14 protein-coding genes and 1 pseudogene are annotated in these 17,429 nt (G+C 67.4%); 7 read left to right on the top strand and 8 right to left on the bottom strand.

Translation table 11 applies throughout. From position 1 onward, the window contains the following. Positions 1-86: 86 nt before the first annotated feature. Entirely contained in the window at positions 87-1,112 is a 1,026-nt protein-coding gene (locus ACSMXV_RS28845; RefSeq protein ID WP_473174108.1) for an ATP-dependent 6-phosphofructokinase, read from the bottom strand. Between the two features lie 371 nt (positions 1,113-1,483). Here ACSMXV_RS28845 and pta point away from each other — a divergent pair, with 371 nt between their 5' ends. The 3 genes from pta (at position 1,484) to pyk (ending at position 6,374) form a co-directional block, all read left to right on the top strand. Continuing rightward, positions 1,484-3,562 carry a phosphate acetyltransferase gene (gene pta / locus ACSMXV_RS28840; protein ID WP_473174107.1) on the top strand — a complete coding sequence of 693 codons (2,079 nt, stop codon included), beginning with the start codon at positions 1,484-1,486 and terminating at the stop codon, positions 3,560-3,562. A gap of 65 nt (positions 3,563-3,627) precedes the next feature. Next, positions 3,628-4,869, top strand: a complete 1,242-nt coding sequence (locus ACSMXV_RS28835) for an acetate kinase (RefSeq protein ID WP_473174106.1) — start codon at positions 3,628-3,630, stop codon at positions 4,867-4,869. Positions 4,870-4,943: 74 nt separating this feature from the next. Continuing rightward, on the top strand, positions 4,944-6,374 hold the full coding sequence (gene pyk / locus ACSMXV_RS28830) for a pyruvate kinase (RefSeq protein WP_473174105.1): 1,431 nt from the start codon (positions 4,944-4,946) through the stop codon (positions 6,372-6,374). Between the two features lie 166 nt (positions 6,375-6,540). On the opposite strand, the gene ACSMXV_RS28825 is transcribed toward pyk, so the two are convergent. The 5 genes from ACSMXV_RS28825 to ACSMXV_RS28805 form a co-directional block, all read right to left on the bottom strand. After that, positions 6,541-7,824, bottom strand: a complete 1,284-nt coding sequence (locus ACSMXV_RS28825) for a hypothetical protein (protein WP_473174104.1) — start codon at positions 7,822-7,824, stop codon at positions 6,541-6,543. Continuing rightward, positions 7,814-8,353 carry a DUF6114 domain-containing protein gene (locus tag ACSMXV_RS28820; RefSeq protein ID WP_473174103.1) on the bottom strand — a complete coding sequence of 180 codons (540 nt, stop codon included), beginning with the start codon at positions 8,351-8,353 and terminating at the stop codon, positions 7,814-7,816. Before ACSMXV_RS28820 ends, ACSMXV_RS28825 begins: the two co-directional genes overlap by 11 nt. Positions 8,354-8,484: 131 nt before the next feature. Beyond that, positions 8,485-9,129, bottom strand: coding sequence for a DUF6230 family protein (locus tag ACSMXV_RS28815; protein ID WP_181655563.1), 645 nt, complete (start codon positions 9,127-9,129; stop codon positions 8,485-8,487). Positions 9,130-9,795: 666 nt separating this feature from the next. Then, positions 9,796-10,767, bottom strand: coding sequence for a tetratricopeptide repeat protein (locus tag ACSMXV_RS28810; protein WP_473174102.1), 972 nt, complete (start codon positions 10,765-10,767; stop codon positions 9,796-9,798). Between the two features lie 41 nt (positions 10,768-10,808). Then, positions 10,809-12,197 carry a nuclease/transposase family protein gene (locus ACSMXV_RS28805; protein WP_473174101.1) on the bottom strand — a complete coding sequence of 463 codons (1,389 nt, stop codon included), beginning with the start codon at positions 12,195-12,197 and terminating at the stop codon, positions 10,809-10,811. 279 nt (positions 12,198-12,476) lie between these two features. On the opposite strand from ACSMXV_RS28805, the gene ACSMXV_RS28800 reads away from it, so the two are divergent. The 4 genes and pseudogenes from ACSMXV_RS28800 (at position 12,477) to ACSMXV_RS28785 (ending at position 15,461) form a co-directional block, all read left to right on the top strand. Beyond that, a complete protein-coding gene (locus tag ACSMXV_RS28800; protein ID WP_473174100.1) occupies positions 12,477-13,097 on the top strand; it encodes a TetR/AcrR family transcriptional regulator in 621 nt (206 codons plus the stop codon). Between the two features lie 414 nt (positions 13,098-13,511). Next, positions 13,512-14,393, top strand: a complete 882-nt coding sequence (locus ACSMXV_RS28795) for a helix-turn-helix domain-containing protein (RefSeq protein WP_473174099.1) — start codon at positions 13,512-13,514, stop codon at positions 14,391-14,393. Between the two features lie 11 nt (positions 14,394-14,404). Further along, entirely contained in the window at positions 14,405-14,614 is a 210-nt protein-coding gene (locus tag ACSMXV_RS28790; protein WP_473174098.1) for a DUF397 domain-containing protein, read from the top strand. A 262-nt stretch (positions 14,615-14,876) separates the two neighbouring features. After that, positions 14,877-15,461, top strand: a pseudogene (locus ACSMXV_RS28785) (class IV adenylate cyclase). A 110-nt stretch (positions 15,462-15,571) separates the two neighbouring features. On the opposite strand, the gene ACSMXV_RS28780 reads toward ACSMXV_RS28785, so the two are convergent. Together ACSMXV_RS28780 and ACSMXV_RS28775 are read right to left on the bottom strand one after the other, a co-directional pair. Continuing rightward, the gene (locus ACSMXV_RS28780) at positions 15,572-16,264 is read right to left on the bottom strand and encodes a hypothetical protein (RefSeq protein ID WP_473174097.1); all 693 of its coding nucleotides are present in this window, start codon (positions 16,262-16,264) and stop codon (positions 15,572-15,574) included. Positions 16,265-16,793: 529 nt separating this feature from the next. Beyond that, the gene (locus tag ACSMXV_RS28775; protein WP_473174096.1) at positions 16,794-17,429 is read right to left on the bottom strand and encodes a hypothetical protein; all 636 of its coding nucleotides are present in this window, start codon (positions 17,427-17,429) and stop codon (positions 16,794-16,796) included.

The raw sequence follows: 17,429 nt of genomic DNA, 5'->3' as shown, positions 1-17,429 counted from the left end.
AGGCACGACACGCAGGCCCCGACGGAGATGCGCATTGTGTATCGGGGTCCCGGCGAGGACGCGTACAGAACAGGGGCGCCAGCCCCTCAGAAGACCGACTCCGCCTCGTCCATCCGGTCCTTCGGCACCGTCTTCAGCTCGGTGACGGCCTCGGCGAGCGGCACCATGGCGATGTCCGTGCCGCGCAGCGCCGTCATATGGCCGAAGCCGCCGTGGTGCGCAGCCTCCACGGCGTGCCAGCCGAAGCGGGTGGCGAGGACCCTGTCGTACGCGGTGGGGACGCCGCCACGCTGGACGTGGCCGAGGATGACCGGCTTGGCCTCCTTGCCGAGGCGCCTCTCCAGCTCGAACGCGAGGGCGGTGCCGATGCCCTGGAAACGCTCGTGCCCGAACTTGTCGATCGCGCCTTTGCCGTAGTCCATCGTGCCCTCGGACGGGTGGGCGCCCTCAGCGACGCAGATCACGGCGAACCTCTTGCCGCGCGCGAAGCGTTCCTCGACCATCTTGACCAGGTCGGCGGGGTCGAAGGGCCGCTCGGGCAGGCAGATGCCGTGCGCACCGCCCGCCATTCCGGACTCCAGCGCGATCCAGCCGGCGTGGCGGCCCATGACCTCGACGACCATGACGCGCTGGTGCGACTCAGCGGTGGTCTTGAGGCGGTCTATCGCCTCCGTGGCGACGCCGACCGCGGTGTCGAAGCCGAAGGTGCGGTCCGTGGAGGAGATGTCGTTGTCGATGGTCTTCGGCACGCCGACCACGGGGAGACCCGCGTCCGAGAGCATCCGGGCGGCGGTCAGCGTGCCTTCGCCGCCGATCGGGATGAGGGCGTCGATGCCGAACTCGCGGGCCATGTCGCGGGCGTTCTCGCAGGCCTCGCGGAGCCGGTCGCGCTCCAGGCGCGAGGAGCCGAGGATGGTGCCGCCGCGGGCCAGGATGCCGCTGACCGCGTTGAGGTCGAGAGTCCGGTAGCGCCCGTCGAGCAGGCCCGAGTAGCCGTCCTCGAAGCCGATGACCTCGTCTCCGTGGTGGGTGACGGCCCGGTGCACAATCGACCGGATCACTGCGTTCAGCCCCGGGCAGTCGCCGCCTGCGGTGAGAACTCCGATACGCATCGTGCTGTGTCTCCTGCTCGCCGGTGATACTTGTGAGCCATTCCGATTGTTCCACGCCCCCCGGCGCTCCGCGTCTTCCGCCGGTTGGCCCCCCTACCGGCCCCCGGACTCGGTCCGGAGGACCGTCTCCCGCCCCCATCAGGCCCTTCGCCCGGCGGGCGTCCTACCCACCCCCAAGGGTATTGTCAAGAGGGAACCGCCCACGACATCGGGTATTTTCTGTCTGACTGGTCACGATCCGAGTGTCCCCCTCCGATGTGCACCACGAGTGCAGATGTGCACCACGAGTGCATACGAGTGCTTCCAGGGCGGCCACCAGCAGACAGCGACGAACACGACAAGTGACGACAGCGACGAAACGGAGAGCACACGTGACGCGCAGCGTGTACGTGACCGGGATCGACCGGGGCGACGGGCGCCAGGTCATCGAGCTGGGAGTCATGGAGCTCCTGACCCGCCAGGTCGACCGGGTCGGCGTGTTCCGCCCCCTCGTCCACGACGGCCCGGACCGCCTCTTCGAACTCCTCCGCGCCCGCTATCGCCTGGCGCAGGATCCGGCGTCCGTCTACGGCCTCTCGTACGCGGAGGCCTCGGCGATCCAGGCCGAGCAGGGCACCGACGAGCTGGTCTCCCGGCTCGTCGACCGGTTCCACCGGGTCGCCCGGGACTACGAGGTCGTCCTCGTCCTCGGCACCGACTTCGCCGACACGCAGCTCCCCGACGAGCTGGCCCTGAACGCCCGCCTGGCCAACGAGTTCGGCGCGTCCGTGCTGCCGGTCGTGGGCGGCAGGAAGCAGTCCGCGGAGTCGGTGCTCGCCGAGATCCGCAACGCCCATCGCGCGTACGAGGGGCTGGGCTGCGACGTCATCGCCATGATCGCCAACCGTGTGGCGCCGGAGGACCGCGAGGTCATCCAGCGGGGTGTGGACACGCGGCTGCCGGTGCCGTGCTACGTCCTGCCGGACGACGCCGCGCTGTCCGCCCCGACGGTCGCGCAGATCACCCACGCGCTGGGCGGCAAGGTGCTCCTGGGCGACGGCGCGGGCCTGTCCCGCGACGCGCTCGACTTCGTCTTCGGCGGCGCCATGCTGCCGAACTTCCTGAGCGCGCTGACGCCCGGCTGCATGGTCGTCACGCCCGGCGACCGCGCCGACCTCGTCGTGGGCGCGCTGGCCTCGCACAGCGCGGGAACGCCGCCGATCGCGGGCCTGCTGCTCACCCTGGGCGAGGAGCCCACTCCGGAGGTCCTGGCCCTCGCGGACCGGCTGGCGCCCGGCACGCCGGTGATCTCGGTCACCGGCAACAGCTTCCCCACCGCGGCGGAACTGTTCTCGCTGGAAGGCAAGTTGAACGCCGCGACGCCCCGCAAGGCGGAGACGGCGCTCGGCCTCTTCGAGCGGTACGTGGACACGAGCGACCTGGTCAAGCGGGTCTCGGCGCCCAGCAGCAGCCGCGTCACGCCCATGATGTTCGAGCACAAGCTGCTGGAGCGGGCCCGCTCGGACCGGCGTCGCGTCGTACTGCCGGAAGGCACGGAGGAGCGTGTCCTGCACGCGGCCGAGGTGCTGCTGCGCCGCGGTGTGTGCGACCTGACGCTGCTCGGCCCCGACGACATCATCCGCAAGAAGGCCGCCGACCTCGGCATCGACCTCTCCGGCGCGCAGATCCTCGATCCGGGGACCTCCGAGCTGCGCGAGCAGTTCGCCGCGGAGTACGCGGCGCTGCGCGCCCACAAGGGCGTCACCGTCGAGCTCGCGAGCGACGTCGTGGCGGACGTGAACTACTTCGGCACGCTGATGGTCCAGCAGGGCCTGGCCGACGGCATGGTGTCGGGCTCGGTGCACTCCACCGCGGCGACCATCCGCCCCGCCTTCGAGATCATCAAGACCAAGCCGGACGCCTCGATCGTGTCCTCGGTCTTCTTCATGTGCCTCGCCGACAAGGTCCTCGTCTACGGCGACTGCGCCGTGAACCCGGACCCGAACGCCGAGCAGCTCGCCGACATCGCCGTCCAGTCGGCCGCGACCGCCGCCCAGTTCGGCGTGGAGCCGCGGATCGCGATGCTGTCGTACTCGACGGGCACCTCGGGCTCGGGCGCGGACGTCGACAAGGTGCGCGAGGCCACCGAGCTGGTACGCTCCCGCCGCCCCGACCTGATGATCGAGGGGCCCATCCAGTACGACGCGGCGGTCGAGCCTTCCGTGGCCGCCACCAAGCTGCCGGGTTCGGAGGTCGCGGGCCAGGCCAGCGTGCTGATCTTCCCGGACCTGAACACCGGCAACAACACCTACAAGGCCGTGCAGCGTTCGGCCGGCGCGATCGCCGTCGGCCCGGTGCTGCAGGGTCTGCGCAAGCCCGTGAACGACCTGTCCCGGGGGGCACTCGTCCAGGACATCGTGAACACGGTCGCCATCACGGCGATCCAGGCCCAGGGCCCCGGCAAGGCATGACCGGGCGAGGCCCGTCCCGGCACAGCGACAGCACCCCCTCCTCCGCACAAGAAAGCACCTCATCCGTGTCCGAGAACCGCGCGGCGACTCGCGTACTCGTCCTCAACTCCGGCTCCTCGTCGGTGAAGTACCAGCTCCTCGACATGAGCGACAGCTCACGGCTCGCCGTGGGCCTGGTCGAGCGGATCGGCGAGGAGACCTCGCGCCTGGTGCACACACCGCTCACCGACGGCGGCGAGAAGCGCGAGCGCACCGCCCCGATCGCCGACCACGACGCGGCGCTCAAGGCGGTCGCCGAGGAGCTGGCGGCCGACGGGCTCGGTCTGGACTCCCCCGAGCTGGCCGTGATCGGTCACCGCGTGGTGCACGGCGGCAGGCACTTCACCGAGCCGACCGTGATCGACGACGCGGTGCTCGCCGAGATCGAGCGGCTGATCCCGGTGGCCCCGCTGCACAACCCGGCGAACCTCACCGGCATCCGCACCGCCCAGTCCCTGCGCCCGGACCTACCGCAGGTCGCGGTCTTCGACACCGCCTTCCACACGACGATGCCGGAGTCCGCCTCGCGCTACGCGATCGACGTGAAGACCGCCGACGAGCACCGCATCCGCCGCTACGGCTTCCACGGCACGTCGCACGCGTACGTCTCCCGCGAGACCGCGAAGCTCCTGGGCAAGGACCCGTCCGAGGTCAACGTGATCGTGCTGCACCTGGGCAACGGCGCATCCGCGTCCGCGGTGCGCGGCGGGCGGTGCGTGGACACCTCCATGGGCCTGACGCCTTTGGAGGGGCTTGTGATGGGTACGCGCTCCGGTGACCTGGACCCGGCCGTCATCTTCCATCTGATGCGGGTCGGCGGAATGTCGGCCGACGAGATCGACGCACTGCTGAACAAGAAGAGCGGCCTGATCGGGCTGTGCGGTGACAACGACATGCGGGAGATCCGCCGCCGAGTCGACGAAGGCGACGAACAAGCGCGGCTCGCCTTCGACATCTACATCCACCGGCTGAAGAAGTACATCGGCGCCTACTACGCGGTACTGGGCAGGGTGGACGCGGTGGCGTTCACCGCGGGTGTGGGCGAGAACGCGGCCCCGGTGCGGGAAGCCGCTGTCACGGGCCTGGAAGAGCTGGGCCTGGCGGTCGACAGTGAGCTGAACGCCGCCAGGGCCGACGCGCCGCGGCTGATCTCGCCCGAGTACGCGCGCGTGGCGGTCGCCGTGGTGCCGACCGACGAGGAGCTGGAGATCGCACGCCAGAGCTACGCACTTGTCACACCCGCGAGGACTGAGAATGGCAACGCCTGAGCGCACATTCGCCCATTTGTATCTTCCGCCAGATGGAATATTCCGAAGCGAAACAAACCGATAGGATCGCCCCCATGCGCCGTTCGAAAATCGTCTGCACGCTGGGCCCCGCCGTCGACTCCCACGACAAACTCGTCGCGCTGATCGAAGCCGGCATGAACGTGGCCCGCTTCAACTTCAGCCACGGCTCGCACGCCGAGCACCAGGGGCGGTACGACCGCGTTCGCGCCGCCGCCAAGGAGACCGGCAAGGCCGTCGGCGTCCTCGCCGACCTCCAAGGCCCCAAGATCCGCCTGGAGACCTTCGCCGAGGGCCCCGTCGAGCTGGTGCGCGGTGACGAGTTCACCATCACCACCGAGGACGTCCCGGGCGACAAGTCGATCTGCGGCACGACCTACAAGGGGCTGCCCGGCGACGTCTCCAAGGGCGACCCGATCCTGATCAACGACGGCAACGTCGAACTGAAGGTCGTCGAGGTCGAGGGCGCCCGCGTCCGGACGGTCGTCATCGAGGGCGGCGTCATCTCCGATCACAAGGGCATCAACCTGCCCGGCGCCCACGTGAACGTCCCGGCGCTGTCCGAGAAGGACATCGACGACCTCCGCTTCGCGCTGCGCATGGGCTGCGACATGGTCGCGCTCTCCTTCGTCCGCGACGCCAACGACGTCAAGGACGTGCACCGGGTGATGGACGAGGAGGGCCGCCGGGTCCCCGTCATCGCCAAGGTGGAGAAGCCGCAGGCGGTCGAGAACATGGAGGACGTCGTGATGGCGTTCGACGCCGTGATGGTCGCCCGCGGTGACCTGGCCGTCGAATACCCGCTCGAGAAGGTCCCCATGGTGCAGAAGCGCCTCATCGAGCTGTGCCGCCGCAACGCCAAGCCGGTGATCGTCGCGACCCAGATGATGGAGTCGATGATCACCAACTCCCGCCCCACGCGCGCCGAGGCGTCCGACGTCGCCAACGCGATCCTGGACGGCACGGACGCGGTCATGCTGTCGGCCGAGTCGTCCGTCGGCGCGTTCCCGATCGAGACCGTGAAGACGATGTCGAAGATCGTCGTGGCGGCCGAGCAGGAGCTGCTCTCGAAGGGCCTGCAGCCGCTGGTGCCCGGCAAGAAGCCGCGTACGCAGGGTGGTTCGGTGGCCCGCGCCGCGTGCGAGATCGCGGACTTCCTGGGCGGCAAGGCGCTGGTCGCCTTCACCAAGTCCGGTGACACCGCCCGCAGGCTGTGCCGCTACCGCGCCTCCCAGCCGATCATGGCCTTCACCACGGAGGAGTCCACCCGCAACCAGCTCGCGCTGAGCTGGGGCGTGGAGTCGTTCGTCGTCCCGCACGTGGCCAACACGGACGCGATGGTCGACCTCGTCGACGCCGAGCTGCTCAAGCTCCAGCGCTACAACGAGGGCGACATCATGGTCATGACCGCCGGCTCGCCCCCCGGCGTCCCCGGCACCACGAACATGGTCCGGGTCCACCACCTGGGCAGCGGCACACGGACCTGATCCCGCACCGCACACGGCTGAGGGCGCCCCCTGTGGCAGGGGGCGCCCTCAGCTGTGTGCGGCTCCCGGACGGGTTCTGTTGGTATGAGCTCGATTCGCCTCCGGAGCGCCATAGCCGGTGTCGCGCTCCTACGGCTCGACGGCCGCGGCTGCGGCCGGTGGCCGGTCAGTTCAGGTCGGTCGTGTACTGGTGCAGTCCCGGTACGTGCAGGGTGCCGCCGAACTGGCCGGCCTGCACGACCTTCACCTTGGTGAAGTAGATCAGCGGGATGTTCAGCGGGGGCGGGTTCTCCGGGCTGAACGTGATCGGCACCAGGCCGAACAGGTTCCCGGAGATGCTCTCCGTGTACATGACCGTCTTACCGTCGCGGATGGTGGACGTCGAGCCCTTGGCCGCCTGCACGTGATAGGTCCTGCCGGCCCGGTTGTCCTTGACCGTCTGGTGCAGGTCGCCGATGTCCGTGCCGTCGGAGATGACGTACTTCAGGACCTCCTTGACCGTGCCGTTGGCGGTCTTCACCTTGACGATGCCCTGGTAGTCGGCGCCCTTGAGCAGCAGCGAGCTGGCGTCCAGGTACCAGGGGTCGTCCGGCAGGGCCACGATCTTCTCGACGCCGCCCTCCTCGTCGGTGGCGGCCGGGCAGTCCTCCGCGTCCGTGGTGGGGCTGGGCGACGCGGTGGCCGCCTCCGTGACCTTCTCCGTGGTGTCCTCGGCCGCCTTGGACGCCGCGTCGGTCGTGTCCTTGACGGTGTCCTCGACCGTCCCGGTGACCTTGTCGACGGTGTCCTTGACGGTGTCGGACGCGTCGTCGCCGGATGTGTCCTGGCCCGCGGAGGCCGAAGGGGTCGGCGTGGGCGAGGCGCTCGCCGAGGGGTCGCTGCCGCCCTCGAAGACGTCCTTGATCGCGTCGCCGATGGAGTCCAGCAGATTGTCGCCGCTCGCGGACGCCGAGGGCGCCGGCGCAGCCGTGGACGTACCGCTGTCCGACGACTGGTCCGACGTGCTCGCGGAGGACGAGGACGCGGACGGCGCGGGCTCGGCCTCCTCGTCGGAACCTGAATCCGACGAAGACGACGTCTCCTTGGACGCCGACGGGGTCGGCTCCGCCTTGTCATCGGACTCGGTGGCGCTCTCCGATGCGGAGGCGGAGGGCGACGGCGTGGCCGACGCGTCCTTGCCGTCCGCGGCGTCTTCCAGCGCCTCGACACAGTTCTGGTACTCGTCGACCGTCAGGTTCTTCGTCGACGGCTGGTCGTCGGCGCGGGCGAGCGTCGGCGTGAACCCCATGCCCATGAGGACAGCCGTCGGCATCGCGGCCATGGCTATCGCCTTGCCGGCCGGCATGTGGAACCTGGTGAACAGCGGCTTCTTGGGTGCCGCGTGGCGCGGCCCGGTTCTCACACGGGACTCGTCCACCTCAGTCCCGTGGGTCACCTCGTCAGCCGGCACTGTGCCTCCCGTTCGCCCCGGTGGCCGGGATCGTTCCTGACACGTCGTTCGACTTGCTCATGTCCATGGCCGTGCTGTCCGGCACCCCGCCCTCCGGCGCGATCGTCGGCTCGACCCCCTGCCCGGAGGCGGGCGGCGCGCCAGGCGCCCAGGCGATGGCCATGGCACCGCCGATCAGCGCGAACAGGAAGCCGATCACGAAGCCGCCGAGGTTGGACACCGGGATCGAGACCAACGCCAGCAGAATCGCCGCGACACCCGCGAAGACCCGGACGTGCTTCTGGAACCACAGGCTTATGCCGAGCACGATCAGCAGCACACCGATGATCAGGGACCCCGCACCCGCGGTGGTGGCCATCGCCAGCGTCACATGACCGAGCTGGAGGTTCGCGTACGGGAAGTAGGCGATCGGGAATCCACCGAACAGGATGAACAGGCCGGCCCAGAACGGTCGATCGCCACGCCAGGCGCGGAACCGCAGCCGCCAGTCGGTGAATCGGCCGCGCGTGGCCGGAGTGTCGGCGCTCATGGAAAACAGCTCCCTGGAACGGCGTTGCTGTGGGAAGTGAAGGCTGGATTAAGGGGTGTTGCCGCGCGTGAGGGCAGGCCCGAGCGGACGGGCGGGACAGCCGCAGACTCCCCCGCCCGCCACCGGAGTGCCTAGTAGCACTCCTTGACGCCCGTGGACAGCGACATCTTGAGACCGCTGAGCTTGAAGGTTCCGGCAGTGGTGGCCCACGCCGTCTGCTTCACGTCCTCCAGCACGACCTCGTCGGCCTGCTGGGCGAATCCGAAGGGGTTCGTCTTTTGCTGCTCGACTTCCCCCTTGGCTATGCCCGGGCCCTTGGTGGCGTCCTTGGCGGCGACACCGATGTCGATGTTCTTGAACGTGGCGTCGGCCTCGAGCTCGGCGACGTCGATGTACAGGTTCTGCGCCTTGACCGGCGTGCCGCCGTCACCGGCCGTCAGCTTCAGGCTGACGGAACCGAGCACCGGCACGTTCGGGGTGACCACGGACTGGCACATGCCAGTGATCGTCGCGGTCTTGAAGCCGGACACCGCAACCGGGTGCTTCACCTTCTCGCCCTTGAGCGTGTAGCCATCCTCAAGGGCGCCGTACTGGGAGAAGCCCTCACCCACGAGCCGGTCGGTCGTCACCTTGAACGACTGGCCGGAGACGCTGAACGACGCTGCGAGCGCGCCCTGCGCCAGGCCGACACCTATGCACGCGGTGGCGGCCACGCTGGGCACCATCACCACCGCGAACCGCTTCCATCTGGTCCCGCCACGCACCTGGGACTCCATATTTCCTCCTTCTCGGACGTACATCTCCGGCCGTGCGCCAGGGCCCGACCTGGGATGGGAGAAGTGCTACGTCCTCGGGAAGGAGAGCGCCGCTTCGAGGCGCTGTCGGCACCCGAATCACCGGCGATCACCCCCGAGCGACAACCACTGGTCGCGCCTGAACTCATCACGCACAACCTGCCGGACAGGCTCCGCCGGACGACGGAGACCCCCCTGTCCCGAGCCGGCGCCACTGCGCCGGCTGCTCGGTGGGGACCCAGAAAACCCTTTGCTCGACTGGCTGTCGGGCTGAAGGCAATGGACCGAGCGTGGCCGATCGTGGTGCATTCTCGGCGCCCGCACAAGGGGGTTCGTTACTCACTAGTAACGGAGGTATAACCGAACCAGTACCGGCGGGTATCAAATGGCGACACAGGGTGCCGCCCAAGGTATTGACACTTCGGTAGATCATCGGGCAGAACCGGACAGAAATCAGGCCCCGACTTACTTGGAGTAACAGTGGCCGCGTTTACCAAGTTTTGGTAAAACGCGGCCACTCTGATCACGCGTCAGCAAGTTTTTCACTGGGACATCGCGGCCCCAGCGCTCAGTGGAGTCCCCTCTGCTCTGGGGGTACCTCCCAGGCCCTCAAGGCGCTGGGGGAGAAGCCGAGAGCTTGCGGGAAGGTCAGAACAACGCCCGCGCCAGCGCCCGCCGGGCCGTCGCCACGCGGGGATCGTCCGAACCGACGACCTCGAAGAGCTCGAGAAGCCGCAGCCGCACCGCGTCCCGGTCGTCACCCGCCGTGCGCTGCACCGTGTCGATGAGCCGGCCGAAGGCGTCCTCCACATGACCGCCGACCAGATCCAGGTCCGCCGCGGCGATCTGCGCCGCCACGTCGCCGGGCTTGTCGGCCGCGTCCTTGCGCACCTGCTGCGGGTCCAGGTCCTGCACGCGCTTCAGCAGTTCGGCCTGGGCCAGGCCGAGCTTGGCCTCCGTGTTGCCCGGGTCGTCGGCGAGGACGTTCTTGTACGCCTGGACGGCACCGCCGAGATCGCCCGCGTCCAGTGCCTGCACCGCGGCCTCGAGCAGTGCGTCGTACGGGCCCGCGGGCACCGGGGGCGCCACGACCTCGCCGCCCTGCGCGTCCGCGTCGACCGTGAGACCGGTCAGGCCGAAGCGCTCCTCGGAGACCTGGATCAGCTGGTCCAGGGTCCCCCGGATCTGCTCCTCGGGGGCCGCCCCCTGGAAGAGCGGCAGGGCCTGGCCGGCCACCACCGCGAAGACCGCCGGGATGCCCTGGATCCCGAACTGCTGCATAAGCATCTGGTTGGCGTCGACATCGACCTTGGCCAGCACGAAGCGCCCGTTGTACTCCAGCGCCAGCCGCTCGAGAAGCGGACCGAGCTGCTTGCACGGCTGGCACCACTCGGCCCAGAAGTCGATGACGACCGGGACCTCGGTGGAGCGCTGCAGTACGTCGCGCTCGAAACCCGCCTCGTCGACATCGATGACGAGGCTCGCGGGGGACACGGCTCCGCCCCCGCCGTGCCGGACCGCTTCGGCGCGCGCCTGCTCCGCCTTCGCCTTGGCCTCCTGGGCCGCCTTCACCGCGGCGAGGTCGATGACGCCGCTCATGGACATGTTCCTAGGCTGCATGGCTACATCCTGCTTCCTACGTGCTACTCAGTGGGAGCATTTCAGATGCTTCGCTCTCCACGCCCGCCGGGGCAGGCGTTGGAGTCCTGGACCGGCAGTCTGGTCCGTTGGCGGTCGGTCCGTGCCTGCAAGATCTGTCTGACCCGCCGGTGCGGGGTGAACAGGGTGATGTCGGGGTCACCCTCTCGATGCAGGATGTTGACCGCGGCGGCCTCGTCCACCTGCCACACCACCCCGCCGGGGCAGTAAAGCCGGTCCCCACGTCGTACGGCGAATGCGGCCGTCGTGGGGTCGACTTGTGAGGTGTAGGCGGCGTTGACGAGGACGAGCACAGAACCTCTGCGCTCCGACACGTCATGAAGGGCCCGGGCCGTGAGTCCTCTGGTCCAGGCGGCCAGGCGTCGGTTCATTCCCTTGTCCCGTCTCGCGTGGCCCGAGAAGGGCCTGCTGAGGTCTTCGGCCACGACGGTGTGGGCTTTGTCGACGACCGCGTGCACAGCCTCATATGTCAGGGTACGTACCCTTGCCATGAAGCGGGCCGTGCGGCGCTCTCGTTTCCGGGTGCCGAGATTGTGCTTCCGGATGCGCTCGGCCTTCGCGTGATCGCCACGTTCACGGGCCTTCTCGGCGACGGCCCGCAGTTTGGAGCGGCGCTGGTTCTTGACCTTGCGGTGGTCGGACTCGTCGGCCAGCAAGCGGCCCAGGCCTCTGCCATGATGCTCACGCTCCGAGTCGACCAGGACCTCGGTGTACCCCTTGTCGACGCCGATCTTCACGGAGCCGTGGGGACGAGCAGTGGAGCGCATGGCGGAGGCGTCGACCTGAAAGTGGATCTCGACACGGCCGCCCCGCAGGATCAGCCGAAGCCTGCCGGTCGGCGCGACGGAGGTGTTCAACGGGATCCGCACCTGGCACGCTCCAGGAAGACCGGGAATGCTCAGCCAGACGTTCCCGCCCTCAGACAGGACGAATGTCCGGTACTTGTCGGCTCGGACCACGATCTGATTCGCAGTGTGATTGCGGCCGCGCTTCCAGTGGCGACGCATCAACCGCGACAGATACGCATCGCCGCGCCACCCGTCGTTCTTGAGCAGAGTGAACAGTCGCTTGCGCTCGTTCTCGTCAGAGATGCGGCTATGCACCGCCCTGCGGACCCGGACCTTGGCGGACTCGCGGCTGGCCCGGATGTCGGCCACCGCGTCCCGGACGGTCTCTTTCCAGGCATTGGCCCCGACGTCGAACGTCGAAGCAGTACCGTCCGCCATCCATGCGTCGCGGATCACGCGATCAGAAAGACCCACCCCGGCGAGAGAGCCGAACCGGTCCCATACCAGCGTCCGTACGCGCCCGAGCCGCCGGGCCTGCTCCGCCAGCGCCTGGTACTTGCCCCGATTGAGATCCTTCGCATACGCGATCCTCGTGACCTTCACTACCACAGACCGCCTTGCCCGAAAGAACACGCGTCAGGGAACACGATCGCCTGCGGCCGCCCGCCGGATTGCGGGGCACACGGACAGTCCGAGAACTGAAGTCCCGAGGAAGATCGGGATCGGCGCCGGGTCCCCACCCTGACGCCAGTGGTTGTCGCTCGCCTCACGCATGAGGTTTCGCTACGGGTCGTAGCGTAACTGCCCTGCGGGCACCTCGGGCCGACAGGACCGGTGATCTCCCTCACTGCTCCCGCAGGACCACTGAGTATGGTCGGCCCCATGCCCACCACCTCCGGCTCACGGATCGGCCGCCCCCGTAGCACCGCGGTCGACACCTCGATCCTCAAGGCGACCCGGGCTGCCCTGGTGGAGCTGGGCTGGGCAAAGCTGACAATGGGGGATGTAGCCGCACGCGCCGGTGTGGCCAAGACGACGCTGTACCGGCGGTGGGCAGGAAAGAACGAGCTCGTGGTCGACGCGGTCGCGGTGCTCTTCGACGAACTCGAACTGCCCAACCGGGGAAGCCTTGCCGCCGATGTGGAGGGCATGGTCCTGCAGTTCGCCGCGCTCCTGGAGCGCCCGGAGACCAAGACCGCACTGATGGCCGTGGTCGCCGAGTCAACCCGCGATGCCGCTCTGCGTGACCGCATCCGCTCGTCGATCGTCGACCGCCAGAAGCACCTCGTCATGGAGGGGCGCGCCCGCGCCCAGGCCCGAGGGGAGCTACCGATGGAGAACGACCCGGAGACAGCGGCCCGCGGTTCGGACCTGATCTTCGACGTGATCGCAGGCGCGGTGGTGCATCGCACCCTGGTCAGCTCAAAGCCCGTCGACGCGAACTGGGCCCGCGACTTCACCCGACTCCTACTGAGCGGGCTGACCTCAATCTCACCCACCTGAGCTCCTTCCGCCTCCACGCGTCATCAACCGCCCAGCTCACACCAGACGAGCTTCCCACCAGGGCAGGACAGCCCCACGGAGTAGTGACCCCACCAGCTCAGTGGCCAACAGTTCGGCTGTGACGAGGAGTTCCCCGAGTTCGTGCGCCCGGAGAATCAGACGCAGAGCGCCACGCGCGACACCGACAGCACGGGGGCTGTACGGGATTTGGATGCTGTACTCCCAGTTGTCCTCGTTCATGTGGACCTCCGCCCTGGACAGGGTGTCGACGGCACGGGGCGCATGGCGGGCCTCCACAACTCGGCTGCGCACGCCGCGTGCTGATTGCCATACTGACGGTAGGAAAATGGAGAGCAGAATTGCAACCTACTCTCTCGAATGAGTGACACCCAACTCGCAGAAGGAGACGGCCTCTTGGCGCTGCGAACTCAGATCAGCGAGCGGCAACGCCGACTCGGAGCCGAGCTGCGGCGACTTCGTGACCACTGCGGCATCACCACGTCCGAAGCAGCCGCCGTCGCAGGCTTCAAGGCCCCGTTCCTCAGCCATATCGAAGCGGGCCGCACAGCCATCACTACCGATCGCCTTCGCCGTCTCTGCGCGCACTACGGGGTCAACTCTGCTCCATATGTGGAGTCCCTGGTCGCATTGTCGGAGTCCAACGGCAAGGGGTGGTGGAGCGCATACCGAGGGCGGGTCACGCTCTACGCACTCAACCTCGCGGAGATGGAAGCCGGCTCGGCAAGCCTCTGCTCGTACGAGCCTCTGCTCATCCCTGGCCTGTTCCAGACCGAGGCGTACATCCGAGCCCTGTTCAGCGACGTACGGCCAAGGCATGCCACCCCCGAGGACGCCATCGCCTTCCGTCTGGAACGACAGAAGATCCTCACAGGCGAGCACGCCCCCACCGTGCACGCCGTGATTCACGAGGCGGCCCTACGCATGCATTACGGCGGGCCCGAGGTCATGCGGGCGCAGCTCCTCCATCTCATCGAGCTGGCCAGGCTGCCGAACGTGATCATCCAGGTCTTCCCGTTTCGCGCCCGGACGTTTCCGGGCGTGAGCACCCCTTTCCTGTATGCGGCACCGCACGTCGAGGAACTGGCCACCGTCGTACTGGAGCATCCGAACGAACCGATCTACCGTGACACGCAGGGATACTTGTCCCAATACCACGCGGTCTTCGACCAGTTGAGGAAATCTGCGCTCGCCCCAGTCGATCCCTCCACCGCCCCCGAGTCCCATGCGGTACCAGACTCGCTGACACTGATCCAGCACCTCTTGTACGACCTCTAGAAAGGCCCGAAGTGCCCCGCCTCGCTTGGCAGAAGTCATCCTTCAGCGGTGATGAATCCGGCAACTGCCTCTACCTGGCCGCCTCCCCCGACGGCACGCTCCGCATCCGCGAAAGCGACACCCCCGACGAGGTCATCACCACCTCCCCCTCCCGCCTCGCCCACCTCATAGGGACCGTCAAGTCCGGTGCACTCACCGACTCCAACCGGGTCGACCGATGAGCCGTGGGACCAGGTCGGCCAGGGTAAAGAGCTCGCATTGCCCTGCAGCACCACACCGCCGCCGCCTTCCCGAGGGGGACATCCTCTGAGTCCCGACCGGACAGGCATGTCAGACAGGGACGTCGTCCGCGGGCAGTGGACCACCGGAAACGGCCCTCGTCGATCACGGCAGGATCAGCACTTACGGAGAATGCCGCCGGTGATCTCAAGTGGTCGCTGCAACGCTCGCGTGCATGGACTGGGACAACCGAAGAAGAGGACCATGAAGCACGAGTACGAGGCCAAGTTCCTGTCCGTCGACGTGGCCGACCTCCAGTCCAAGCTGACCGCCCTCGGCGCCACGCAGGCATTCCCCCGGACCCTCCTCACCCGCAAGATCTTCGGGAACGACGCCCTCGACAACGGCCAGTGGGTCCGCCTCCGCGACGAAGGCACCCGCTCCACCCTCACGCTCAAGCAGGTCACCGACTCCACCACGATCGACGGCACCACCGAGATCGAGACCGAGGTCACCGACCTCCACGCCATGGCCGACATCCTCCGCCACCTCGGCCTGCGCGAGGTTCGCTAGCAGGAGAACTACCGCGAGGAGTGGCGCTTGGGCGAGGTCGCCTTCGACTTCGACACCTGGCCCGACCTCCCCACCTTCGTCGAGATCGAAGGACCCGACGAGGCTTCGGTCCGCCAGGCGGCCGCCCTGGTCGACCTCGACTACGCCGAAGCCCGCTTCGGCAGCGTCGACGAAATCTACAAGAGCGAGACCGACCGCGACATCCTGGCCGAACCCACCCTCCTCTTCGCCGAGGACGACAAGACAAGGGCCTCCGACGCAGGTCGGAGGCCCTAGACGAAAGCCGCAGGCGGCGTCAGCGGACGACAGCATGGTCGTCACCGCTCCGACCTACGCAACCGCTCACCGCCACCTTCGATGCGGACACGCGGGTAGCGCAGTGGCGCTTACTGCACGTCTACGTAATCAGCCGCGGAGTTGCGCGCACCGGTGGTGCTGTTACCGCTGTAACGCCAGCGCCAGGTGCCGTCCTGCGTCGAGGTGATGGTGGTCTTCAGCGCGCCCGTACTGCTCGCGGTCACGGTCTTGACCGTCGTGTACGACGAGCTGCCCACAGGCTTGAACTGAAGCTTGACCAGCCGCCCGCCGTAATTTTCGTAACGGTCGTAGGTCCAGTTCGCCCGCTGCACCGTACCCTTGACACTGATCATCTCGCCCTTGGCGACCGGCTCCGGACTCGCGTTCATGTTCACGATGCGCGAGGCCCGCTGGAGCCGGACGGTTGCCGAGAGCTTGTCGGTGTCCCAACTGCCGTTGGTCTTGAACGCCGTTCCGTACATGTTCCAGTCACCGGCGTCGCCGTTGCGCAGATGGCCGGTGTCACCGGAGTCCACGTCGTCCGGATCGATGTAGTGCGTCTCCTTGCACGTCCGGTACGTGACCCCGTCACTCGTCGACTTCGAACAGCTGATGCGGGTCCAGCCCCCGGAAGACAGGACGTACTCGTTGGTGCCGAACGTGCCCCGGTACGCGTCGACCTCCCAGTCGTCGATGGCCACGGTCGACTTCACCGTGTACGCGACCGGAACCGACACCTGCTTGTCGATCCCCAGCACGATCGGCTCTCCGTCATTGAACACGACACCAGAGAAAGAGACACCACCCTCGGCCGCCCCCTGCGCCGAAGACGCCATCACGCCGAGGACACCCAGCGCCGACACACCCGCTATCGCGACAGAACTCTTTCGAAACGACACCATTCTCCCTTCAAATGCAAACCTTGAGTGGCTCGCCATCAAAGTTTCGGCACGCGACTTTCCATTGATTGACCCCTTCACACCGCGAGTCCGCGTTGCGCTGCCCGGATCGGCACTCTCGGGACGAGCGCTCTAGGGATCCAGCGGCCATTCCCATGGTCACGCATTCACGCGACACCGCTACGACTTCCCCAGACGAAGAGAATTAGGTTACGGGATCCCGAGAATGTTGGAAACAGCTTCGTGCACTTCGGTCGCAATGCGAGTTAGCTACCTAAGCTCCGTCCTCGCTCCTGGCAGCCCGCCCCAGTTGCCACTCAATGAACATAGGCGTAAACCAGATGAGTTGCACGAGCCTCGACTCCACCGTCTCACCGATTGGCGGAATCCCCGAAAGCAGCGCAGCACGCCTCTAGAGTTCCCAGTTGCTAAGCGCGGCAACTTCTTCGATGGAAGGCGCCAGCCTCCCACCAAATTCAGTCGATGATGCCTGGATTCGATCCACAGCCGAGGCGCGAGGTTCCTCTTGGCCAGAGGCCGCTGCCTCGCGAGCAAGGAGGTCAAGCACTTCACGCTCTGCGTCGATCTCCATTTGAACAAGAGGTCCCGCTGGAGGGGAGGGGTCTCCAAATCTCACGACCACAGGCTTCTCTCCCCCTACCTTGAAGTCGAGCATGGAGAGCAGTGACCTGATGGTGTTCACAACCATCTCGGCCTTTGCGGCGGATGGCCTCAATGCAACCGCGAGAGCGTTTCCAACCAACGCCACGGATTGGGCCACATAGAACTCGGGACGGGAGGAATCATCCTCGTCATCCTGAGATTCCATCTCCAGCTCATCCAGCGCCTCAGCGCAGTCATCCTGCACGGAATCCCCAGCAGCTGCCGCCCAGACAAGCGCGAGCGAGGCATCGACCCACTCAGACTGCTCTGATCGGCCGAGGGCTCGGCAGAAGACCGCACCCCGCTCCGCCGCTGCGGCACAGATCAGCACCAGTTCAGGGTCCGAAGCATTCGAGATTGCCTGTAGTTCCGGCGAAATCCCCAT

The organism is Streptomyces sp. DSM 42067, assembly GCF_055792885.1.
This window is presented reverse-complemented; position numbering and strand designations above follow the sequence as displayed.